Source organism: Gudongella ferriphila (genome assembly GCF_046224405.1).
Taxonomy (GTDB): Bacteria; Bacillota; Clostridia; order Tissierellales; family Tissierellaceae; genus Gudongella.
In genome coordinates this window covers 14,480-37,803 of the sequence record NZ_JBJXRK010000020.1, presented here as the reverse complement: position 1 = coordinate 37,803, position 23,324 = coordinate 14,480, and the positions used below count along the sequence as shown (strand labels likewise).

Genomic DNA, 23,324 nt, shown 5'->3' with positions numbered 1-23,324 from the left:
TCTCCCACCCTTCACTTCTGTTTCTTTTCTTCATATCTTCCAATTAACCTTTCAATTCTTGCTTTTTTGATCTCCAGGATCCTGATCCACTGGTCCAGGTTCTCTCTTCCTTCATCTGTTATTTCGTAAACTCTCCTCTTTGGCCCTGGACCTCCCTCTTCCCACGATGATAAAACCAGGTTCTCCTTTTCCATTTTCCTAAGGGTTCTATAGAGTGTACTTACATTGAGGTCCTCCTGAGAGAAGCCAAAATACTCCAGCTGCTCAATAAGTCCATAGCCATACCCAGCCTCATCATACAACAGCAGCAGCAAACATACTTCCAGGAATCTCTCCATCTTATGGCTCTTTCCACTACAGAACAAGTCTTGATTTTTTTCCACCTGACCACCTCCGGCTAACACTATATGCATTATGTATATAGTTGTCTTGTACATAGTATAAACCAATTAATCTCTTAAGTCAATCAAAAACGCCAGAACTAGGTCTGGCGTTACAATCGGTCTTATTAAGATGTGTTCTAGCAATCTATTTGTTGTTTACTGCCTCGCAGATCCTTTTCAGGCCTTCCTCTAGAATTGTCTTGGGGCATGCCAGGTTTAACCTGATGTAGCCATCTGAGTTCTGAACAAACATATTTCCACCTTCAAGCAGCACTCCAGCCTCATATGCAAAGAACATGGGCAGATCCTCATCCTTTTTGAAGTACTCCCCAACATCCACCCAAGCAAGGTAAGTTGCCTGTGGAATATTGAATACAGCCTTAGGTAGATTGGCAGACAGGTATTCCTTGGTGAATCTGAAGTTCTCGTCCAGGTATTCTGTCAGCTCCTCAAGCCAGGGCTCCCCTTTTTCATAGGCGGCCTGTGCACCAGCTACACTCAGTGGATTATCAAAATTGTAATGTCTTGACAGCCATATGCTCCTAAGGTCATCATTTGGAATTATGATGTTAGATATCATCAATCCAGCCATGTTAAAGGTCTTGCTTGGTGCCATGCAGGTAATGAGCTTGTCGTAATCTGGGAACACCTTAGCTAGAGGGATATGCTTCTCTCCACTTCTCAAAAGGTCGCAATGTATTTCATCGGATATTATCCATAGGTCATTCTCTATACAGATCTCTCCCATCCTCCTAAGCTCCTCCTCTGACCAAACCCTTCCTGTAGGGTTGTGGGGATTGCATAGAATGAAAAGCTTCGTCTTTTCATCAGAGGCCTTTGCCTCCAGATTTTCGAAATCAACATAAAAGTCTCCTTCCTCCTCAACAAGGTCTGTAAACACACTCTCCCTATTGTGGAAGTCTGCGGCATACTTGAAGTATGCATAGGATGGTGTGAAAAATATAACCTTTTCGTCTAGTTCGCATATGTAGTCCACAAGCTCGAACAGTGCAGGAATTATTCCGTTGGACATTACAAGGTGTTCTCTCTCAAAACTCCAGCCATACCTCCTTCTGCACCAGTCAACAAAAGCATTGTAATAGTCATCGGAAAGTATTCGTGTGTAGCCAAAGATACTCTTGTCCAATCTTTCCTTGATTCCCTCTATTATAACATCTGGTGTTGCAAACTCCATGTCAGCAACCCACATTCGAACGAACTCCTCGTCCTTGTAAGGGAATGTCATGGTCTTGTCTGCATGGAAAATGTATTCCCTGAAGCCGTCAGTATTCATTGCATTGGTGTTTCTTCTGTCGATAATCTCATTAAAATTATACACTTGATCACCCTCTCCTTCATCCGTTCAGTTCTTGGTCTTATAACAATTCTACTCCCAAAATCTCACTTGGTCAAAATAGCACAGTTTCTTTATAGTAGAAATATGGACTCATATGGTATATAATTAGTCCAATCCTAATTAATTTCTGTAAAATCAATATGAATTTCTATTTTAGATAGACTCCGGGAGGTGTAGTGGATGTCAGAGATAAGTACTGAGATAGGTAAAAGGATAAGGAGCCTTCGCAAGTCAAGAAAAATGACTCTCCAGGATCTGGCAGAGATGATTTCCAAAAGCAAGGCGACAATATCAAAATATGAAAAGGGTGAAATAACAGTCGATATTGAAACACTATACGACATTGCAGCTGCTCTTCAGGTACATGTTGAGCAGCTTCTATACACAAGTCCCGAGAGGACAGTCTTGGCCACCAAGGGCAGCAATCCAGCGTTCTTCAGCTGAGTATCACAATTCTATTCATACATATTCGACGGAAGGTCCAACCAGATCTCAAGGTGCGTATTTGACGTGCTTTCTGAGGCTGGTGACTCAAGGTACAAAATAATGATGTATATGAACTTCAAGGATTTCAGCAACTATCAGAACTGCGAGAACACCTACTGGGGCTACATTGAACACTATGACGCACTTACCAATATCTATATGAAAAATCAGGATACGCCCATGGAGCAGGTGACCATAAGCATCCTAGCATCCTTCCTTGATTCTGATATAAAATGGGGGCTTTTCTTTGGGATCTCCTCAAGGCCCATGATGCCTATAGCTGTAAAGATGCTCTTCTCAAAGAAAATTCTCAAGGAGGATGATGCTCTTGCAAGGCAGCTGAAGGTCTCCAAGGAGGACATCAGGTTGTTGAAGCTTTACAATATGATTTCCGTAACTTGAAACCTATTCCAACTGATGCTAAGATACTCAGCTTCCAGATTACCTTTATGGATTACATGGCTTCAAATAACCTGGATGGGGCGGTTCTAGCCAATGAAACGCCCCCATTACAAAATTACATTATGCTTACCAACTCATCTATTCTTCTTTCGATCTCATCTCTTAGCTTTATTGCCTTATGAAAATTTTCTTCCTCACTACCTGTATAATCCTCTGGATTTTCCAAATCCCAATTGAAGCGTCTTCTTATACCCGGGAATACTGGACACTGTTTTTCATTGTCCCTACTACATACGGTTATAACATAACTGTATACTCTTCCTTCCTTGTAAAAATCAAAAACACTATCCACATTGTTCCCCGAAATATCCAGTCCGTAATCCTCCATTATTCTTATGGCGAGAGGGTGAATTTCTCCCTGATTTAGACCAGCGCTTTCAGCAAAAAAACGATCCCCGTATTTTTTGTTCATTATTGCTTCAGCTATCTGACTTCTAAATGAATTCTGTACGCATACAAACAATACCCTTATTCTATTGTCCACTAAAATTCCTCCCTATAATGAGCTCTCTACACTTTAATACCAATATATATCTATTCTGACATATTATTGTTAGGTTAGTATGAAATTTAGGTAAAATATTTGGAAGTTAATTCTTTCCAGTTATGATAAATGATTGATATTGACCTGAAAAAATGATATGCTACGTCGGTAAACAAATTAGTTGAAGCTAGTTATGGTTTCCAGCTTCAAATGGAAAGAGCTAACACGGAGGAGCTTGTTAAGCAGGCTTCTTTAAATTTGATAAGAAGAGGTAGAAATATGTTGAAAATTAATGAAATGTCCTATTCATTCCCACAGAAGGACCTGTATAAGAAGATCTCGTTTGAATTGAGTTATGGTCAGCACTGCGCATTTATTGGATCAAGTGGTATCGGAAAGAGTACCTTGATAGATATGATTATGGATCCTGAAGAATACATGTATGATGGCACAATAGAAATTGAACCGGGCTGTCGGATCGGCTATGTAAGTCAGTTCCCAAGACTGGACGGAGCAGAGGACACTAGGGTTTTTGAGTATATTGGCAGGGAGTTTATAAGCTTGCAGAATGAAATCCAGGCCATTTGCCTAAGGATGGAAACTGCCTCAGAAGTTGATTCTCTGTTGGAAGAGTACCAAAACACCCTGGATACCTACCATGCAATCGGCGGGGATGATTTTGAAAGTATGATAGACAGAAAGTTAAACCTTGCCGGACTTATGGATCTTAAGGATAAGCTGATATCTGAGCTTAGCGGAGGTGAATTCAAACTTGTACAGGTGATAATGGAAATGCTGGTCAAGCCTGATATACTTATAATGGATGAACCTGATGTGTTTCTTGATTATAGAAATCTCAACTCCCTAAAGGACCTTATAAATTCACACAAAGGGATTCTTCTGGTCGTAACCCACAATAGATATCTCCTAAGCCATTGCTTCAACAAGATCCTACATCTAGAAAACATGGACATTCAGGAATTCAATGGTAGATATATAGATTACAACCTGGAAATGCTTCAAGCTAAGATAGAAATGCAGGAGCTGGCTATAATGGATGACGAAGAGATTGAGAGAAATGACCTCCTAATTGAAAAACTAAGATTCTTGGCAAACCAGAATGCAGAAGCCTCAAAGGGTAGATCTGTTAATGCAAAGGTCAAGATCCAGGAGAGATTAAAGGCACGAAGGGTAAAGGCACCTTTTTTGGCAATAAGACAACCGGACATGAATTTCAATTCGGATACTCCATTGGAGGATATTGTTCCCCTTAGGGTTAAGGATTACAGTGTTGCATTTGATGATGTGCTTCTGGAAAATGTAAGCTTTGAGATTGGCTCAACGGACAAGGTGGCACTTATTGGAGCAAATGGCACGGGAAAGACAACCTTGCTGAAGGATATATATGAAAACAGCAAGGAGTCCATTGAAATTGGCGACGGTATAAAAGTGTCATATTTGTCCCAGCTTCAGGGAGAAATGCTGGATGGATCAAACAGCATCGCAGATGAGTTGTTTCATGCAGGCTTGAAGTCCTATGATGAAATACGCATGCTTGTTTCAAGGTATGGGTTCGATGAAGAGGCCATTGACCAAAAGATTGATGCTCTGTCCGGAGGAGAAAAGAATATGCTTCAGCTGGCAAAAGCTTCTGTGAGCGATGCCAATCTGTTGCTTCTGGATGAGCCTACCAGCCACTTGGATACCTACTCTCAGGTTGCTCTGGAATATGCAATTGAAGACTATAAAGGTTCAATTCTAATGATTTCCCACGACTACCACACAATCGTTAACTGCATGGATTATGTATTGATAATTGAGGACAGGGCTATCAGAAGGATGAGCATCCGGAAATTCAGAAAAATGATATATGATAAGCATTTTGACAAGGACTATTTGGAAATTGAACAAAAGAAAAAATCCATTGAAAGACAGATTGAACTGGCTTTAAAAGAAAAGAATTTTGAAGATGCAAAAGTAATGTCAGAGCAATTGGAAGTCCTGATCAAGTCCATGTAAGTATTTGGTTTATCCTTCTTCTCTTTTTATTCTTGCCATAAGGTCACAATACTCATTTTCGAAATGATTATTGTGTGCCTTTACATATCCGAATTCCACCCTGCGGTTTTCACAAAGCCTATCAAGTCTTTTCCACATATCTATATTTTTGGCCTTTGTTCCATTTGCTGTATGCCAATCGTTAAGCTTCCAATGGATGATCCATTCCGTGATTCCTTTTCTGACATATTGTGAATCGGTGATAATTCTCAAGTCATCCTCATAAATCTCAAGTGCCCTGATGACTGCTTCAAGCTCTGCTGAATTGGAATCCTGACACTCGCATACAAATTCCCTGGCTTCATATGAGCCATCCAGTTCCTTCCTCAACACACAGAATGCACCCTTTTCTACCCTCTCATCATAGCTTGCATCAGTGTAAACCTCCGGCAGCCTGTTCTTGCCCACGGCAGATTCCACTAATACCTTGCCTTTTTCCCTGATGATTATATTGTTCCTATCCTTGAATTTTGATATATCCTTACCATCAATTATTGAAAAGTCCAGTCTGAATCCCACATAATAGCTTTCACTCTTCTTATTATGTAAAATCCCCCTAAATTGACTTTCATTCCTTCTTATGAACTCAGCCAGTTCATTAATCAATGGTATTTGAAGCTCCTTGCTAGAGGTATCATAAGTCACAACAACCTGTCTCGACTCATCTGATATTATTATGGCGAATTTCTTATCAGTTCCTTCTATGATTTCAAGATGCATCTGCTTGGCCCTCATGATTCTCACCTTCCTTTCTGTCGTGCTTTATTGCATCAGAATGTTTGATGCTTTTCCACAACAAAACCGTTTGGGAATTCTCACAACCTATTAATAACCACTTGTTCATACAAAACAGTCACCCTATCCAGAGTATTTTTTCACATGTACTTGAAGCAGATCTGTCTCCGAGGTTATTTTAAGGCATGGGGTAAAGAGCACATGGAATGTGTCAGCTCCCAACCAGTCAGGTGCTCCTGTCATGAGCTCCTGTTTAATCCTTCTCAGAAACATAGGCATATATGATCTTCCATTCCGCTAGCTTATCTTCATAGGTTCTAATTCTTCTGGTTGGGATTGGGCTGGTTGATGGTAGCCTGATATATGTCACATCAGGTTTTTTATCAAATCCGACCATCTTCTTGTAGCTTTGATACGCCTTCAATCCGTTGAACATAATAACTTCTATTCCTGAGAAGCTCTTCAACAGCTCCACAATTTCATTTGGCTTTTCATCAGATATTCGAGCATCCAAGCTGCCCTCTCTCCTGCACTCAGCAATCACATCCCAAACTGCAATTCCATGAACAAGTAGAAACTCAAGCTTTCCAGCATAATCATCCTGATAGGGCTCGTTGAAAAGATCAAAGATTATTCTCCAGAAGTGATTTCGAAGATGAGCATAATATTCTCCCTTTTCCAGGGACATATTCCCTGGCATGGAACCTAGAATCAATATTTTTGAATTAATATCTACAATCGGATCAAATGACTTGATTTTATCCATACCCCACCCTCCAATAGTTTAGTCCCTTTAGCCCGGATATGCGCTTATCATTTACTCCCAATCAAGTTATGAGTTCTGAACTCCATGTCAACGAAAAATGCCTGTCTACTCTCCATATCAACAAGATCCTCAAAGCCCAGTCTGTAAACCATTGGATTTGTATCGGACTTAAGTGTCATTTCCATACCCTTGGTATCATAGGAGCAGATATACCTTGTATAGGTTGTGTAATCATATTTCTTGTTCCTGATAAAACCATCCGGCAAGGTCATTGCATTCATTATGCTATGGAAGTATGATAGAGCCTCGTGGTAGCCCGATGCCTTCTTGCTCCTCCTTGTCATGTAGAAGGCCTTAATGAATCTTGACACAGGATCATATCCACCTGGCAAATCCTTGGATGCATTGAACTCCTCAAGCTTTTCCATATCAATATACTTGTTGAGTCTTCTAACATGGGATCCAAAACCAGGAGAGTTTGTCATGACATCATAGGGATTCTCGTAGCATATCAGATCCCCAGACTTTGGTTCAACTACGATACACCTTTTTGTGGAGTCAGAGAACATGAAATGAAAATCCGGGGATATGGCCTTTTCACCCTTGTGATTGCGTGTCGATATATGAATGTTGGGCAAATCATCCACCAGCTCCTGAACTGATTTGTAATTAGCAAGGGCATAGTTGAAGTAATCCAGGCTTGATAGGTTTATTTTACTGGTATCCACCTTCTGAGCATACAGGTTGAAGCCAGCGAAATCATTTGTGATTCCAACCAGGCCATGCTCATTTACTCCATCTTTCAAGGGATCTCTATTATGAAAGCAAACCCCCAGCATCCTGTATCTCGAATGTAATTGTCGTCCCATCAAGTCCTTGGCATAGTTGTAGTTCCTCGGCAAGTACAATCCATTGTAGTTCATGGGTGATTCATAATCCATGGTCCTTCCGAGCACACAGCCATCATTATAGTCAATCTTTATTCCAGTACACATATGATCCCTCTTTCGTAATGGTGTCATGATAAAGTTAGATTCGTCCTTTGCTTTATTATAGCAAATGCACCCCAAACATTTAAGGGAAATGCTTGAAACAGAAGCTAGGGTAAATGTAACCTGAATTGATTCTTCAGAAATTCCCATGGAACATTTTACATCAATTGCATTTGTAAAGATGCATTAAGGAAGCTTTTTATGATACTCCTATACGGAGATTTCTTAATACAAGAACGATACAAAAAAGTAGAACTTCCCTATTCGTAATAAAGAAAAGCACTATCAAGAAGATAGTGTTTTGTAGTTCTATAAGTTTTCCAAGAGCCCTTTGCTATAGAAAGCTTTGAAACATTCCAACGATAAAAAGGGTCAGGCCTCCTATTGCAAAATATCCACAAATTATTATTATCAAGTAAGTTATAAGAGATTTTTCCTTTTTTCTTAGAATAGCCTTCAATCCAGTTAAAAATGAAACTGCAGCAGTCAGAAATGTAAGGTATATGAAGGTTCCAAAAATCGGGCTGTTAATTGGGTTTGGGTATTCTATTGTATTGTTTGTCATGTCCGAGATGAATCTTCCTGTAAAAATCATCAAAACAAAAATCAAAAACAGATATCCCGCCGTCTTTCCCATTGATGTTTTAGGAAAAAAGCTTGTTTTCACGGATAAAGTCCCCTTTCTTCAATTCTACTGATTTCTAGGATATAAACTCTGCTAAAAGGACATTTCTTCTCCAAGGTGTCTCATATAATAAATACCCGCTTTTTCTCTAAAACAACTTGCCCCTAAATCAAAATACAAAGGTCGACAAGGGTTATTGTCCAATGTCGACCTTCGGTGTTAATTCAATTGTACTAAAAAGCAGGCTTGCTTGCCCAGCTGTATTCATCAATCAAAAGCTGTCTGACCTTATCATTTGTGACATGCTTGATCAATGCTTGTATTTTTTCGCTATCCCTGTTGTCGTCTCTTGCTGCCAGGGATATGGCGTATCCCTCTGTGATTGAATCCTGCTGTTCAACATAGAGTCTTTGTTCATCTCCAACCAGTTCCAGGCTCCTGGCATAAGTTGGGTACATCACCGCAAGACCGGTCTCGGAGTATCTCTGGGCCAGACTGGTCAATGGCACTTTATCCTCGAATTTAAGGTTCTTTGGATTAGTGGCGATGTCTTCAATAGTCAAACCGGTTGTCTTGTCATCATTGAAGGTCAAAAGTCCCGCCTGTTTAAGGAGATAGAGAGATCTGCTGAAGTTTGTGGCATCATCGGCCATTGTTACAATTGATCCATCAGGTATGTCCTCAATGGTCTCATACTCCTTTGAATAAAGAGCAAATGTTGCATGGTAGATTGGTTGGGCAGTCACAAGTTCAGCACCATTGGACTCATTGTACATCTGAAGAAAATAGTCGTGCTGTATCATATTTGCATCCAATTCCCCGTTTTGGAGGAGGTTGTTGGGTACCTGATAGTCCGAAAACTCATGTATAACAAGGTCGTAGCCTTCCTCTTCAAGATCATTCTCAATTAACAGCAGAATGTCCTTCATGGGATAAAATGCAACCCCAACGTTAATCTCCTTGCTCTCTTCCGGTTCATTGGCCCCACAACCAATTATGGAAGCACCTAGAACAACCACCATTATAACCAATATAATTTTTTTCATAGTCATCATCTCCATTATCTTTTGTCAAATTTTTCAGCTATGGTGTTGCCAGCTGTTTGTAGCCCATGGACTATCAAAATCATCAAGAGGATGATAATCCACATCAGCTCGTAGTTGAAATTGTAATAACCCTCACTTATTGCAAGATATCCTAGTCCACCCCCGCCGATGATCCCCATTACAGTTGAGTAGGACAGGAGGCTAACAGTTGTTGATGTAAAGCTTAATATCAGGCCAGACCTAGCCTCCTGCAGCAGAAAATGTGAGAAGTACTGCAGGGTGCTGGCACCCAGTGCATACGATGTTTCATGTATATTTTTGTTGACATCCAGCAGGTCCTGCTCTGTGAACCGTGCAAAGAGCGATATACCTATGAGGCTCAAGGGGATCTTTGAGGCATCCACTCCAAATCCAGTCCCCAGAATCATCCTGTTAACCGGTATCATGACTATTATGAACAGGATAAAAGGGATGGACCTTGTAATATTTATGAATCCTGAAGTCATAAAGTAAATCGACCTATTCTTGTATATCCCACCCGCTCCGGTTATAAACAGGACAAATCCCAATAAAAGGCCTAGAATTAGTGCTGCAGCCATAGAAAACAGCATCATGTCCGCAGTTTCAAAAAGCGCCTTGAATAACGGGTCTCTAAATTTGTTGAATGTTTCAATATATCTTTCAATCACTTAAGAATGCCTCCTTGTAGGAAACGGGAGCAACTCCCTTAGGAGTCAAAGAGATAAGGTCTGATATCTTTCCATTTTCAATTATGGCAACACGGCTGCATACAGATTTTATAACTCCAATGTCATGGGAGACTATTACAAGGGTGGTTTCAAACCTCTCATTTATATCCTTGAGTAGCTTTAGAACCTCATAGCTCATATTCTCATCCAGGGCTGAGGTTGGTTCATCACAGAAAATAATTCTTGGTTTTGTAATCAGCGTCCTTGCTATTGCAACCCTTTGTTTCTGTCCTCCAGACAGATTGCGTATATTGGATTTCTCAAACTCAGAAAGTCCAACAAACGACAGCAATTCCCTTGCCCTCTCAACATTTTCCTTCCTGACACCCTTTCTGAGCTTAGTTGGCAGGAGTACATTTTCTATAACATTCAGATTGCCCAGAAGATTGAAGCCCTGAAAAATCATTGATGTCTCCTTCACCAGCTCATACCTGGAATCACTGTCCAGAACCATACCCATAAGGTATATGCTTCCTTCATCTGGCTCGATATACCCATTCATCATCCTAAGTATGGTGGACTTACCACTTCCGGTTTCTCCAACAAGTCCAAATATTTCCTTCCTATCCACATGCAGATCAATTCCATCAATTACTCTGGTTTTTTCACCGCCTATGAAAAATTCCTTTGAAACTTTTTCCAATCTTATCAAAACATCACCCGCCAATGATAATTTCCTACTCAAATCAAATCCTATCGTGTCAGAAAGAATACATCGATTCCCATTTATCTATTATAACAATCACAAAACTAAATGAAAGGATTATCTAGAATTTAACATCTCCCAGTTCCTCTAAGGAGTCATAGAAAATAATTCTATTTGATATCCCTTCCAGAGTCTCTGATATTTCAGATCCCATCCTGGCTATTGTTAATACGGGAATTCCCCTGGCAAACGCGTAACCTGCCTCAATCCCCAAGCCAACTCCCTTTTCACTAAATTCAATAACAACAAGATCACAGGAATCTATCCTCTTAAATGTCTCCTTCATTAAGTCAGTGGGGCTGGAACAAAATTCTTTACCCGAGTCACAATCCTTTACAATACAGCATGTTTCATATTGATTTTCCTCAAGGATCCTTGAAATCTTTTCAAATATTTCTCTGTTTCTATAATCCTTATGATATTTAATTCCCAGATATGCCCTCATCTTTTACTCCCCGTTAAATTTTTAGTCCTGAATTCCAAATCTATAGAAAATGCCTGTCTACATAAAATCACTCACTTAGTTATTTGTCTTGATTGTATTTACTGGTCTTCCAAGCCTGATAATTAATATTAATGCTGTTTACAAATCCTCTATATGATTCTATCACATACACTTGAATTCTTGAACAATGGAAATAGTATGACTTACAAGGTCTCTAGTTGTCAATATAAATTAAATCCCCCTATGCCTACAGCATAGGGGGATTATCATTCTTCATTTGATTTCCTACCATTTTCTTCCGCCAACTAGTGTATTGTTCTGTCTATATGCCATATACACATCATCACGAAGGTTTTCTTTGTTTTCGACCAGAATTATTATCTTACCCTGATCAACCAAATATTCGTAATTCTTAGCTTCTTCCTCATCCACTCCCAATTCAACCAGTGCTCCTATCAAGCCACCAGCTACACTACCTGCAACTACACCTCCAAGTATTACTGCAATGGGCCCTGCTGCCAAAATTGGACCAACTCCTGGTATTGTTACCAGCCCAAGTGCAGGAAGTGCCGCATATAATCCTCCCAGAGCTCCACCAATGGCAGCTCCTCCTGACATTTTTTCTGCATATCCTGAGGATTCTACATCCACATCTGTCTTATGATCAATTTCTTCCTGTTTTTCTTCATTCTTAACTGCCACTGTTATTTCAGATTCCTTGTAGCCTGCCTCCCTTAACCGCTTAATAACATTCAAGGCTTCGTCAACCTTTTCGAAAACTCCCACCAATACTTTTCCATCCTCTGTACCTTTTCTATTTCTACCTTCTCTGCTATATGGGCTTGTTTCTTTATCTCTATAGACTGTTTCCTTTTCAATACGACTGTTTCCTTTGTCTCCACTATCTTTTCCTATTTGATCTTTCATTGCTTCCTCCCCCCGTTAATAAACAATTAACGTTCGCTTATTAAATCATAGGTTCCAGATTACATATTCTTGCTGGCTGATGGGATGTTCTGGGTAAGCTCCTATATTATATACATGCCCGGAACAAGAAGCTGGTAAACATAGGTGGATGAAGCGGCACATGAAAACAGGTCCCAAGATCTGTCCGTACAATACCTTAAACTCAAGCATTTACCTTCCCTACTTCGATGCTAGGTTAGGTGTAATCTTTAGGATCTTATCATCATTATCCCTGACCACTCCTCTCCCATCCCTATTGTTTGTGGCAATAAAAAGGGAGCCTTCATGATAGACCACTGTCCTTATCCGACCGTACTCACTGAACAGCTGGTCTTGACGGACAGGGTTCCCTTCAGCGTCCAGGTCAATTCTGATGACCATGTTTCCCCTTAAACCACCCACATATAGAGGTGGCTCCGCCAGGTTATCCCATGGAAGAAATCCTATTCCGGATGGGGCCATGGTGAAATCTGAGTAGCAAGCTATTGGATCCTCATACTGAGATTCACCATCAGCACAGGTCACAACTGGCCATCCGTAATTTCCACCAGGGATTATTCTGTTTACCTCATCTTGACTTGTTGGTCCGTGGTCGCTTGCAAACAGATCCCCAGTAACTGGATGCCAAGCAAGCCCTTGAGGATTTCTAAGCCCATAGGCATATACTGGGTTTCCCTCAAATGGGTTGTCTTGGGGGATGCTTCCGTCTGGGTTAAGCCTAAGAATCTTTCCCGCCAGAGAGTCTACATCCTGTGACAGGCTTGGAACCTGTGCATCACCTGTGGTGACATATAGCTTTTCATCAGGGCCAAACTTGATCCTTCCACCGTTGTGGAATCTTGATCCTGGGATCCTATCCAGAATATATCTTTCATCAACCAGTGTGTCCTCCTCGAAGGTAAACCTTGAAACCCTGTTGAGTATTTGATTGCCATCCCTGTAGGTATAATACAGGAATATATAACCGTTTTCATCAAATTCAGGGCTTTTTTCCATGCCTAACAGACCACCTTCACCAATATGCTCAACACCCTTAATAGAAAAAATCTCTCCATTATCCAGCATCAGGACTCTTCCTGGCCGTTCGGTTACAAGAAATCTCCCATCATTTAGGGGTAAAATCTCCCATGGTATCTCCAACCCCCCTCCAATCACTTCTATCTCATAGGTCAGTTCCTCAGCAGAGTAAATAACTTCTTCCTCCTCCTCAGGAACCTCTTCCTGACTCTCATCATTATTTGGCTCTTCCTGACTCTCATCCTCTTCATCAGTTTCCTCTCCAATAATTTCTGAATCATGGTCAGGTGCAAAGACTGTACGGGCTAACAGATAGTCTATGCCTCCCATTTGCCAAAATACAAGCAGGAAGACCAGTACTACGCTTAAAATAATCCATTTGCTTTTCATTGTCCACTCCTCCTTGCCTCCGTATAAAACAACCAAATCCACAGTATGCTATCTGTGATTTGCTTCTGCGGAGTTCTCCTGTTATGTTGACTTTCTGATCGTTCTAGATAAGGCACACCGCCCACAGCTATAACTTCTTCAAGTTTTCCTCTACTCTAAACCTTACAATCCTGTCTATAAGATTGTATGGAATTGGTTTATCCAGTGGAAACCGGACAGACCCCTTGGCTCTCTTATATGGAGCCAGCTCATTCTCAAAAGATGAAATGCCACTGGGTGTAGGATAGAACCCTATGTGGCTCTTGAATGCTGCAAAATGTACCAGGTTCCCATTCAGATAGAATGTTGGCATCTTATAGCTGATTTTTTCTGTCGCATCCGGAGCTGCATCACGGATGATCCTTCTTATTTTTTTCAGTATTTCCTGCACATCATCCGGAAATTGTTCTATATACTCATCAATGTCTTGTGGTTCATCCATTTTTGTATTCATTTTGTTTTCTCCTCATTCCATCTATATTTCTTATTCCTGATCAAGGTATTAATATTACAGTTCAAGCATAGGCCGTTATGACAGCAGACTGTGCCACCACATTGTGAGCACCTCCACTTCAGTTCCTCTTCCCTGAGAAAAGCCTCCAAGCCATTCTCCTTAATATAGTTCAGGTTTTCTATCATGCTCATGTGGTACTTGGTGCGATATCGCTTATCCAGAATCTTTAGTCGCTTGCAAGGAAAATCATCGCATTCAAAGCAGAATCTAACCTTTCCTTTTCCAAGCTTGTCGCAAGTGCTTTTCATATAGGTGCAGTTCTTGCCTCTTGGTATGCATCCAGGACAATAGGTTCGATGAAAGCCTTTCTTGTTCAGGTCATTCTTGCCGAACTGGTATGAAATACACAAGCTGCAATTCATTCCACATGGGGCAACTAGGTCTTCCTCTATCATTTGTTTCCACCTTCCATCTACCAATGTATGGTTTAGACTTATTCGCTATACCCTTAGAGAACCCCTGAATCCCCTGGAAGCGTAGTATGATTCCGCTCCGTTGTGATATACAAATACCGTGTCATACCTTCGGTCACAGTATAGAGCCCCTCCAAGATTTCTTATTCTTTCAGGCGTTTTTATCCAACTGGAGGTTTTTGTGTCGAAAGCTCCCAGCTCCTGAAGCTTTAGATATTCTTCCTCCGTCAGCAGTTCAATTCCCATCTGAGCTGCCAGATTAAGTGCACTGTCCTTTGGTTTGTTTTTTTTCCTTGATTTCAAGGCTTCATTGTCGTAGCATAAGCTTCTTCTACCCTTGGGACTTTCCACAGCACAGTCAAAGAAAATAAACTCGTCCTTCCCTTCATCATAGGCAACAACATCAGGCTCTCCACCGGTCCTCTCCATTTCATAAAGGGACCAGAGCTTTTCCTGGTGTTCCTTGAGTCTTGCTTCAACATCAGACCACTTCATATCTTTGTGCCTAATCATGTTTTCGTCAAATCTAACTTTGAGCTTTTCCATAATCTCGTATTTTTGGTCAGCTGATGTAACTCTTTCTTCCTTCATTTCAATCCTCCTTGTACCTGCCTTGATGTAATACTTCTACCCACTATCCTGATAAATAAAAGATACCAGGTGGGAATGTCCTCCTGGTATCTTTTCACTCCACTTAACTTGTGGCCTACCTTAGTCTTGTTGGCTCCAATGGCACTTCAATATCTCCGGAAATGATCCTATCCTTGAATCCATCGATCTTTTGGATCGTGTCCTGACTCAGATTAGGATTTACATCAGGCAATCCAAGACTATCATTGTCAATACCAAAAAACAAGGTGGCTCCGTTCAATCCCTCAACAATTACATGTTCGCAAGAATTGAACACTACATTGTCAAATTTCTTGACCATGGAGGTAAGCACCACTGACTCGCCCCCATCATATAACCCATCCTCATACTGGTCTACATCCACACCTATTACCCACACAGCCTTACCACTTTCTGTCCTGTACTTTGCCTCTTCGATTACTCCCATGCCAGCAGGACCTGCCGCATGGTAAATTACATTTGCTCCAACATCATACATTCTAGCTGCTGATTCTTTAGCCAAGGACTCATCTGTAAAGCTTCCAATATAATCAATCACTACCTCGATTGATGGACTTACAGCCTTCACTCCAGCCTCATATCCCGCTTCAAACTTCTGAATCAGTTCAAAATCAATTCCCCCGATGAATCCTACCTTTTCTGCTCCTGATTCAACAGCCTTCATTCCAGCTGCGACACCAGCCAGGAAACTACCCTCTTCCTCTTTGAACAGTACACTTGTTACATTTGGCTTTTCAATATATGCATCAATAAGAATAAATCTTTTGTCTGGCTTCAAATCCGAAAAATGATCTATGGGATCCGTAAAAATAAATCCCACTGCAATAATTACATCCCTCTCTTTTGCAAGTTCCTCATTAAATGGCCACATCAAATCGGAATCCGATGGAGCTGCCGAGAAGCTGTAGGTATTTACAAACTCCTTCTCCTGCTGGAATCTCTTTATACCCTCCCAAGCCATCCTGTTTATACTACTTTCCTCAACTCCCAGAGGATCAAGAACCAAGCCGATGCTAGTCATTTCAATCTGTTCTCCCTCAAAAGGAATCATTCCATGCCTTCTAGCTATGGACTCATACTCAGGATGCTTTTCAATGTATTGCTGTATCAACGTCTCCTTCCCGGACACCTCTTTCCCTTCCTTCATGAAGGAAAATAGCATTCCCACAAGCACGTCACGGTTTATTGGAACATTCATCCTCGATGCATCCAGCCTTGTTCCGATGTATCCACTGAGCTCTGCGGTCCTTTCCCAGGCTTCAATCCCATCATGCCCCAATGCCCTCAGCATCCAGGTTGCCAGCTCTCTTTGGGTCACATTTCGTTTTGCTCCAAATTCAGAAGGACTTATACCATTGGTTATTCCCATTTTGAAGGCCTTTGCTACATATGGCTGGGCCCAATCACTTACATCGCCAAAAGGACTTCTCTCATTGATGTCAAGCTCCCACTGTAATGCCCTTGCAATAATTGTCATTGCCTGCTCCCTGTTGCTCATACTTCCCAGATCAGGAATAAATTCCGATGTACTTACCCCTTGAAATAGCTTAAGCTCATATAGACTTCTAGCTTCTTTATCATGTAGTATTGTCTGACCATATCCTGGTGTGATTGTAATAATAAGTAACAATGCCAACAATAAGGAGATTACCCTTGTTTTCTTCATAACCTTTCCTCCTCTCACCTAAACCAATGCAGCTGATACCTAAAGCTTTAAAAACCAGGATTACTTGACCATTTCCATGTTGATATCTATTTCTAGGAAAAACTTTGATTAAAGCTTCTCTATTTAATAATACCCGCTTTAACTGACTAAATAACCTTTGTATCCTTTTAATCCTTCACGGGTTTCGAGTATAATTGAAACCAACTGCACTTGAGGATGGTTTCCTGAAAATAGTTATTGTCATTTCCTTGTAATGAAATGACACAGTCAAATGAGATATAATATAGTTAATGTACGAGTAGATATCAGCATAGGTTTCTTGAAAGGAGTGCACAATATGTCCCAAAGATATAGTAACCGCGTATTCATACTTATCCTGGCTCTTTGCATTATTGTTTCATCAGTAGCAGCTGGCTCTTCACCCTCCTTTGCTGCAAGCTTTAGGGATGTGGACAACCACTGGGCAAAATCCTATGTGGAGACGGTTTCCGATTACAAGGCCATCTCAGGATATCCTGATGGAACCTTCAAGCCCAATGACAATATAAAAAGAATAGAATTCATTTCACTTATAGTAAACTCTCAGGGGACCTATGTGCGAGGTAGGAAAAGTGTTGAGTTCTGGGGACAACCATATATTGAAGCTGCCATCAGAAGCGGTCTTATAAGCTCGAATGAATTTGGCAATATGGATGAAACAGCATTAAACAGGAACATATCCAGAGAGGAAATGGCAAGTATAGTGGTCAACGCCTATACCCAATCTGGTGGCAAAATCGATTCTTCCGCCCTTTACAAGGCAAGCACAGGATTAAGCGACTTCAGTTCTGTTTCTCCCGATTATAGGAAGAATGCCATCGCCTCTGTTGCATTGGAGCTAATATCAGGCTATCCAAATGGAACCTTTGCCCCGGACCAATTTGCCAATAGGGCAGAGGCCGCTGTCATTACCTATAGGCTTTTGCTTAGACAGGGAATAATTGAGAATGAATCCCTTCCGGTGAATGTAACAGTTTCAAAGGACAGACTTCAGCAGGGAGACATGATAAGGATAAACGTATATCATGCAAGCAGTCCTTCCGGATTGTCACTGGTACAAAACCTTTACCCTGGGTTCAAATGGTATGATTCTGGTGGAGTGATACACGGCTACATCCCAACCAATTACCATACCTCACCGGGAGTCTACAGCCTTAAGCTGACTGATTCAAGCACTGGAGACACAATAACAAAGAACGTTGAAATAGTTTCAAGGGATTTCAGGGTACAATACCTGACGGTGGACCCAAATGTGGAAGCAAGCACTAGAAATGAGGAAGCCTACACCCAGTACAGAAAATACTTCAACCCTTCCCGTGAGGTCTCATCTTCGGTCAAGTACTATTCTGACCCCTTCATATTGCCAACAAAGGGAAGGATAACAACTGAATTCGGTGAAACTCGAACTGTAAACGGTGCCCCGACAACCTACAGGCATTCCGGGCTTGATATTGCCGCACCAACCAATACAGATGTTCTTGCAACCAACTCAGGCAAGGTCACCTTGGCCATGAACCTTACCTTGACTGGAAACAGCATTGTCATTGACCACGGGGAAGGACTGTTTAGTGTCTATTTCCATCTCGAGAAAATGTTTGTGTCAAAAGGTGATATGGTAAAACGGGGTCAATTGATTGGGGGGGTTGGATCTACCGGGTTCTCAACTGGACCTCACCTGCATTTCACCATGTCCCATTATGCAATCAATATGGAGCCTGGATATCTGATCTACAATCAACCGGTTACCAAAAACAATTACCAGGAGCTAATGAAATGATTTATGGCACAACGCAAAAATACCAGGGACTGTCCCTGGTATTTCTTTTGTTATCTTAATTCTTATTTACTCACTACCTTTTCCTGTCCCATCTCGACCGCATATGATAGACTCCGTTTCCACTCTCTTGGATATGTGCCGTCCACTCATATGTCGTTGGCCACTTTTTGAAGATTTTAGCCACACTGTACATGAGGCGAAGTGATAATTTCGTGGGGATTGGCTCCCATCCCTTTGCAGGGATGATTCTAATCTTTATTGCGTCATTCTTCTCAACCTTATAGTTACCACCAATCTTTCCAGTGGAAGGATGCCCTTTTATTTCAAACTCTCCGCTGAATACAGTATTGTTTTTCAAGAATCTGATGTCTGGAAAAGCTCCTTTAAAGGACACAGTCACCGGGTGGACTCCATTCTTTTGTGTAATTCTCCTTATGTAAGGCTTATCTTCAAGCCATTCCAGCTCGATATCCTGATCCTCTAAGCTTGCCACCCTTTGTTGGTGCTCAATCTCAAAAGGTTTCAACTCATCATCACAAGCAGGGTTGATGGTTGCAATGAGAGGTTCTGTACTGTAACGCGCATAAAACATTCTTGTGCCATCCATCGGAACAGGCAATTCGTCAAGCTTGTGCAGTTTCCCGTCAATGCTTATTTTGGCTTCAGTATTGTTCTTACGTATGAAATAAAAGTCATTCAGAAGCACCAGTGGCATCGCAGAAGGATTTTCTGCAGCATCACCCATAGGGGCAAGCAAGCCAAATGGCTTTCTCTTCCTGGGGTTCTGTTCACTGATTCTAATTAATACTGGTCTATTGTCAATGGTGTTAAACTCATAGTATGCCTGAACTCCAAAATCATTGACTTCATAGGACGCTGCGGTGAACTCTGTTTCAACCATATCAGCCAGTCCTTTGCCTGCAATATCATACGTTCTGGGATCAAGTTTCAAACTCCGCTGATAATAGACATCCACCCTGCCATCAGCTCTCCATCCAATCACGATATGACCTTTTCCATGAATATTATCCTCAAATACCTGGGGCTCAAATCCAATATACAATGCATCCGGATCTTTTTCAAAGTTCAGGAGGAGTAATCTTTCCATCGGGTCGATATTGATCTTAAAAGGATTTATGATGGCATATGTCTTCACTTCCATAAAATCAGCCTCCAATTCAAAGTTTTTTTCGTGCCTCATATCAATGCTTTTTCAGTTTGTAACGCTCTTTTGAAGATTATGTCTGGATTTTGAACCTCAATTAAGATACACTAATGCTGAATAAAGTGTCAGGCTTGCACAAAGGAGGCAGTCATGGAAAATGTTAAAAATCTAACCCTCACTATTGCCACATCCTTTTTCATTCTCTTTGTTCCAAGAGCTGCTGGCTTTTTTGCCAGCCTGTTTGACTACTCTGCCATTGATCCCGATGATTCCTTTGCTTGGATTTCAGTGCATCACATTTTTCAAGCAGCTGTTTTTATATTGATCATGGTATTGCTGACTAAAAAATTCAATTTGGATTTTGGTTTCAAATGGGGAGAAAAAAACATCGGCAAGATGATAACCTTGAGGTTCATAAAATACTTTACAATATATACCCTTGTATCCTTCGCCATATTGATTTTGACCAACAGTTTCCAGGCCTTTCAATTCCCATTGACCCAAAAAAACATTGCCGGCTATATGGGATTTCAACTTCTATTGTCTGGCCCTTCAGAGGAATTGATTTTTAGGGGTTTTGCCATCACAATATTTACCATGCTAATAAAAGGAAAAACTATCTCACAACATATCAGCCTGGCAAATCTTCTTGCAGCAGTGGTTTTCGCAATGGCCCATATGGGCTTCTCCTTTGAACCTTTTGGAATAACATATAATGCATCACAGTTGTTTCTTTCATTTGTGCTTGGCATTTTCTATGGCATTTGCTATGAAAAAAGCGGCAGCATGTATTACCCCATGATCATGCATAGCTACAGCAATGTTATTATGGTTGGATCAACCATAATCCTCTCATTCTTTGCAACTTGATTCAACCATTGGGAAAACTTTCTTAAGCACCTGGGCACTACATGATGCTATATTCCATCGGTATCAGTCTTATGCAGAAAATATCTATTCTCACACACTGATATTGAATGGTTAATCCTCTGTGGCATACTCAACAGCAGCTTTTGCATGAATTTCAGTGGTATCAAATACCTCAATGTCCACATCCTTATCCTTAATCAGCAATGGAATCTCTGTGCAACCCAGTACAACCCCAGTTACACCTATATCAGCTGCTTTGTTTATTATATCAACATATTTTCGTCTGCTTTCCGGATTAAATTTTCCAAGGATCAGTTCATTGTATATGATATCATGAATTACCTGTCTATCTGATTCACCAGGTATTAGAACTTCAATACCTTTTTTCTCAAGTCTTTCCCGGTAGAAGGTTCCTTCCATTGTAAATTTTGTCCCAAGGAGCAAGACCTTGTTGACATCCCTCTTGATTATCTCATCCCCTGTTGCATCTGCTATGTGGATCACCTTCAAACCCGTGTTCTCTTCAATGTCAGGGGCCATCAGATGCATGGTGTTTGTACAGATCACAATAAACTCAGCACCAGCCTTCTTCAGCTTCATTGCCTCATCAACCATCAATTTTTTTAGTCTTTCCCATTCTCCCTTATGCTGAAGATCCTCAATCTCTTGGAAGTCAAAGGAATACATCAGACAATTGGCTGAATGAGATCCTCCTAGCTTGGATTTTACTTCTTTGTTGATTATCCTGTAGTACTCAAGTGAGGATTCCCAACTCATTCCACCTAACAATCCCATTTTTTTCATCGATTTTCCCCCTTGTTTCAATTCTATAGTCACATTTTACCATATATTCTAGCAATTCTGTGCTCCAGGAGCATATTCTTACTTGCGGAATACATTTGAGTTTCTGTGAATCTGAAATGTAAATGAATATTGCTGCAACAAGGTAAATTCTCTTGAAAAAAGCCAAAGTGATTAATCACTCTGGCTTTTATGTCAATACTTGAGATTTTATGTCCTGCTACCTGCTACTCCAGTGAACATTTTTCCTCTTTTCATTTTTCTTTGAAGTTGTTTTCTTTGATTCGTTTGCTCTTTTCTCTCTTCTAACCTTGCCGTTCTTAGCTTCCTTGCCCTTTTGCTTAGGCTCGTTTGATGGAGATGACTTAGCAGTGGAAGGTCTTCTGCTTGACCTTTCCTTTGGCTTGATGGTCGTATCCACAAGTGGATATGGATGATCCGTTACCTCTTCAATTGGTTTTGAGGTAAGTTTTTGAATCGAACGAAGTAATGGTTTTTCTCCATAGTCACAAAATGATATTGCCTTGCCCCCCAGACCAGCTCTTCCAGTCCTGCCAATTCTATGGACATAAGTTTCAGGTACCTCAGGCAGGTCAAAGTTTATGACATGTGAAAGCTCGTCTATATCTATCCCTCTTGCAGCTATATCCGTTGCAATCAGTATCCTTGTTTTTCTATTCTTGAAATTACTCAATGCCAACTGCCTTGCGGTTTGAGATTTGTTCCCATGTATTGCTTCAGTTGTAAACCCTGCTTTCGAAAGGGATGCAGCTATTTTATTGGCACCGTGCTTGGTCCTTGAAAATACCAATGCGGATTCGATTTTCTTGTCCTTCAGTATATGAATGAGCAAATTGGTCTTATTTCCCTTGTCCACAGGATATACCTCCTGCTCTATTATATCAACCGTGGATGATACCGGTGTGACATCTATTCTAACCGGATCATTCAATATGGATTTGGCCAATTCACCGATTTCAGTTGGCATGGTTGCTGAAAAGAACATAGTCTGCCTGACCTTTGGTATAAAGGCAATAATCTTTCTGACATCCTTTAACATTCCCATATCCAGCATCATGTCTGCTTCATCCAGCACAAAGTATTTAATGTTCTTAAGACTTACAAAGCCTTGATTGATAAGATCCAGCAATCTTCCAGGTGTTGCAACCAGAATGTCCACTCCTTGACGCAATTCCTTGGTTTGCGGATTCTGACCGACACCACCATATATGACCAAGGTCCTTAATCCAAGATTTCTTCCGTAAGATCTGAAGCTTTCTGAAATTTGTATGGCCAGCTCCCTTGTGGGTGCAACCACCAGTGCCTTTATCTGCCTATTACCCTTGGTTGATTGTTTTTCTGAATGTATCCCCTGTAGTATGGGGATTGCAAAGGCAGCTGTCTTACCTGTCCCTGTTTGAGCACAACCCAGCAGGTCCTTCCCCTTTAACAATTGTGGAATGGCCTTTACCTGTATGGGGGTAGGCTCTGAATACCCTTCAGTTTTTAAAGCCTTCTGAATTGGCTCAATTAAATTTAATTCTTTAAATGACAATATAACTTCTCCTTTGATATGGCATTAAGACTCACTATCTGTATTAACACATATATTATTTTACTTTTACCTGGCTTCCTTCTATTTCAATCAGTGCTGAACCATTATACACCATAACTGGGATTGGTGCAAATATCCTAGGTCTCAAGGACAGAAAATGCACTGAAAACGGATCCCTTCGCTTTCAT

25 protein-coding genes are annotated in these 23,324 nt (G+C 40.9%); 5 read left to right on the top strand and 20 right to left on the bottom strand.

What is annotated here, in order from left to right; all coding sequences use genetic code 11:
* Positions 1-11: 11 nt before the first annotated feature.
* Together ACKVDP_RS10165 and ACKVDP_RS10160 are read right to left on the bottom strand one after the other, a co-directional pair.
* Positions 12-383: a PadR family transcriptional regulator gene (locus ACKVDP_RS10165; protein ID WP_409228733.1), complete on the bottom strand. Its 372-nt coding sequence runs from the start codon at positions 381-383 to the stop codon at positions 12-14.
* Positions 384-528: 145 nt separating this feature from the next.
* On the bottom strand, positions 529-1,722 hold the full coding sequence (locus ACKVDP_RS10160) for a MalY/PatB family protein (RefSeq protein WP_409228732.1): 1,194 nt from the start codon (positions 1,720-1,722) through the stop codon (positions 529-531).
* 198 nt (positions 1,723-1,920) lie between these two features.
* Between ACKVDP_RS10160 and ACKVDP_RS10155 the strand changes: the two genes are divergently transcribed.
* A complete protein-coding gene (locus ACKVDP_RS10155; protein ID WP_409228731.1) occupies positions 1,921-2,184 on the top strand; it encodes a helix-turn-helix domain-containing protein in 264 nt (87 codons plus the stop codon).
* Positions 2,185-2,286: 102 nt separating this feature from the next.
* The gene (locus tag ACKVDP_RS10150) at positions 2,287-2,628 is read left to right on the top strand and encodes a hypothetical protein (protein ID WP_409228730.1); all 342 of its coding nucleotides are present in this window, start codon (positions 2,287-2,289) and stop codon (positions 2,626-2,628) included.
* A gap of 115 nt (positions 2,629-2,743) precedes the next feature.
* Here ACKVDP_RS10150 and ACKVDP_RS10145 read toward each other — a convergent pair whose 3' ends face one another.
* The gene (locus ACKVDP_RS10145; RefSeq protein ID WP_409228729.1) at positions 2,744-3,172 is read right to left on the bottom strand and encodes an arsenate reductase ArsC; all 429 of its coding nucleotides are present in this window, start codon (positions 3,170-3,172) and stop codon (positions 2,744-2,746) included.
* Between the two features lie 279 nt (positions 3,173-3,451).
* Between ACKVDP_RS10145 and ACKVDP_RS10140 the strand changes: the two genes are divergently transcribed.
* A complete protein-coding gene (locus tag ACKVDP_RS10140; protein WP_409228728.1) occupies positions 3,452-5,191 on the top strand; it encodes an ABC-F family ATP-binding cassette domain-containing protein in 1,740 nt (579 codons plus the stop codon).
* Positions 5,192-5,200: 9 nt separating this feature from the next.
* On the opposite strand, the gene ACKVDP_RS10135 is transcribed toward ACKVDP_RS10140, so the two are convergent.
* The 14 genes from ACKVDP_RS10135 to ACKVDP_RS10070 all read right to left on the bottom strand — a co-directional run bounded on the left by ACKVDP_RS10135 (position 5,201) and on the right by ACKVDP_RS10070 (position 16,929).
* Positions 5,201-5,965: a ribonuclease H family protein gene (locus ACKVDP_RS10135; RefSeq protein WP_409228727.1), complete on the bottom strand. Its 765-nt coding sequence runs from the start codon at positions 5,963-5,965 to the stop codon at positions 5,201-5,203.
* A gap of 253 nt (positions 5,966-6,218) precedes the next feature.
* The gene (locus ACKVDP_RS10130) at positions 6,219-6,731 is read right to left on the bottom strand and encodes a DNA-deoxyinosine glycosylase (protein ID WP_409228726.1); all 513 of its coding nucleotides are present in this window, start codon (positions 6,729-6,731) and stop codon (positions 6,219-6,221) included.
* Positions 6,732-6,778: 47 nt separating this feature from the next.
* Positions 6,779-7,726, bottom strand: coding sequence for a linear amide C-N hydrolase (locus tag ACKVDP_RS10125; RefSeq protein ID WP_409228725.1), 948 nt, complete (start codon positions 7,724-7,726; stop codon positions 6,779-6,781).
* Between the two features lie 331 nt (positions 7,727-8,057).
* Positions 8,058-8,390 (bottom strand): hypothetical protein, encoded by a 333-nt coding sequence (locus ACKVDP_RS10120; protein WP_409228724.1) that lies wholly within the window; start codon positions 8,388-8,390, stop codon positions 8,058-8,060.
* Positions 8,391-8,581: 191 nt separating this feature from the next.
* A complete protein-coding gene (locus ACKVDP_RS10115) occupies positions 8,582-9,394 on the bottom strand; it encodes a MetQ/NlpA family ABC transporter substrate-binding protein (RefSeq protein WP_409228723.1) in 813 nt (270 codons plus the stop codon).
* A gap of 14 nt (positions 9,395-9,408) precedes the next feature.
* Positions 9,409-10,083 (bottom strand): methionine ABC transporter permease, encoded by a 675-nt coding sequence (locus ACKVDP_RS10110; protein WP_409228722.1) that lies wholly within the window; start codon positions 10,081-10,083, stop codon positions 9,409-9,411.
* Positions 10,076-10,795: an ATP-binding cassette domain-containing protein gene (locus ACKVDP_RS10105; protein ID WP_409228721.1), complete on the bottom strand. Its 720-nt coding sequence runs from the start codon at positions 10,793-10,795 to the stop codon at positions 10,076-10,078. Before ACKVDP_RS10105 ends, ACKVDP_RS10110 begins: the two co-directional genes overlap by 8 nt.
* Positions 10,796-10,910: 115 nt before the next feature.
* A complete protein-coding gene (locus tag ACKVDP_RS10100) occupies positions 10,911-11,294 on the bottom strand; it encodes a hypothetical protein (RefSeq protein WP_409228720.1) in 384 nt (127 codons plus the stop codon).
* 285 nt (positions 11,295-11,579) lie between these two features.
* Positions 11,580-12,221 (bottom strand): general stress protein, encoded by a 642-nt coding sequence (locus ACKVDP_RS10095; RefSeq protein ID WP_409228719.1) that lies wholly within the window; start codon positions 12,219-12,221, stop codon positions 11,580-11,582.
* Positions 12,222-12,440: 219 nt separating this feature from the next.
* On the bottom strand, positions 12,441-13,667 hold the full coding sequence (locus tag ACKVDP_RS10090; RefSeq protein WP_409228718.1) for a PQQ-dependent sugar dehydrogenase: 1,227 nt from the start codon (positions 13,665-13,667) through the stop codon (positions 12,441-12,443).
* 127 nt (positions 13,668-13,794) lie between these two features.
* Positions 13,795-14,160 carry an iron chaperone gene (locus ACKVDP_RS10085; protein WP_409228717.1) on the bottom strand — a complete coding sequence of 122 codons (366 nt, stop codon included), beginning with the start codon at positions 14,158-14,160 and terminating at the stop codon, positions 13,795-13,797.
* Positions 14,157-14,615 carry a DUF3795 domain-containing protein gene (locus ACKVDP_RS10080; RefSeq protein WP_409228716.1) on the bottom strand — a complete coding sequence of 153 codons (459 nt, stop codon included), beginning with the start codon at positions 14,613-14,615 and terminating at the stop codon, positions 14,157-14,159. The genes ACKVDP_RS10085 and ACKVDP_RS10080 overlap by 4 nt, the downstream gene beginning before the upstream one ends.
* Positions 14,616-14,660: 45 nt before the next feature.
* Positions 14,661-15,224: a DUF4256 domain-containing protein gene (locus ACKVDP_RS10075; protein WP_409228715.1), complete on the bottom strand. Its 564-nt coding sequence runs from the start codon at positions 15,222-15,224 to the stop codon at positions 14,661-14,663.
* Positions 15,225-15,339: 115 nt separating this feature from the next.
* The gene (locus ACKVDP_RS10070; protein WP_409228714.1) at positions 15,340-16,929 is read right to left on the bottom strand and encodes a BMP family lipoprotein; all 1,590 of its coding nucleotides are present in this window, start codon (positions 16,927-16,929) and stop codon (positions 15,340-15,342) included.
* 337 nt (positions 16,930-17,266) lie between these two features.
* Here ACKVDP_RS10070 and ACKVDP_RS10065 point away from each other — a divergent pair, with 337 nt between their 5' ends.
* The gene (locus tag ACKVDP_RS10065) at positions 17,267-18,745 is read left to right on the top strand and encodes a peptidoglycan DD-metalloendopeptidase family protein (protein ID WP_409228713.1); all 1,479 of its coding nucleotides are present in this window, start codon (positions 17,267-17,269) and stop codon (positions 18,743-18,745) included.
* Positions 18,746-18,818: 73 nt separating this feature from the next.
* Here the strand turns inward: ACKVDP_RS10065 and ACKVDP_RS10060 are convergent, their stop codons facing one another.
* Positions 18,819-19,907 carry a hypothetical protein gene (locus tag ACKVDP_RS10060; protein WP_409228712.1) on the bottom strand — a complete coding sequence of 363 codons (1,089 nt, stop codon included), beginning with the start codon at positions 19,905-19,907 and terminating at the stop codon, positions 18,819-18,821.
* Between the two features lie 153 nt (positions 19,908-20,060).
* Between ACKVDP_RS10060 and ACKVDP_RS10055 the strand changes: the two genes are divergently transcribed.
* Positions 20,061-20,780, top strand: a complete 720-nt coding sequence (locus ACKVDP_RS10055) for a CPBP family intramembrane glutamic endopeptidase (RefSeq protein WP_409228711.1) — start codon at positions 20,061-20,063, stop codon at positions 20,778-20,780.
* 111 nt (positions 20,781-20,891) lie between these two features.
* Here the strand turns inward: ACKVDP_RS10055 and ACKVDP_RS10050 are convergent, their stop codons facing one another.
* A complete protein-coding gene (locus tag ACKVDP_RS10050) occupies positions 20,892-21,584 on the bottom strand; it encodes an aspartate/glutamate racemase family protein (RefSeq protein WP_409228710.1) in 693 nt (230 codons plus the stop codon).
* A gap of 217 nt (positions 21,585-21,801) precedes the next feature.
* A complete protein-coding gene (locus tag ACKVDP_RS10045; RefSeq protein WP_409228708.1) occupies positions 21,802-23,136 on the bottom strand; it encodes a DEAD/DEAH box helicase in 1,335 nt (444 codons plus the stop codon).
* Positions 23,137-23,324: the final 188 nt, after the last annotated feature.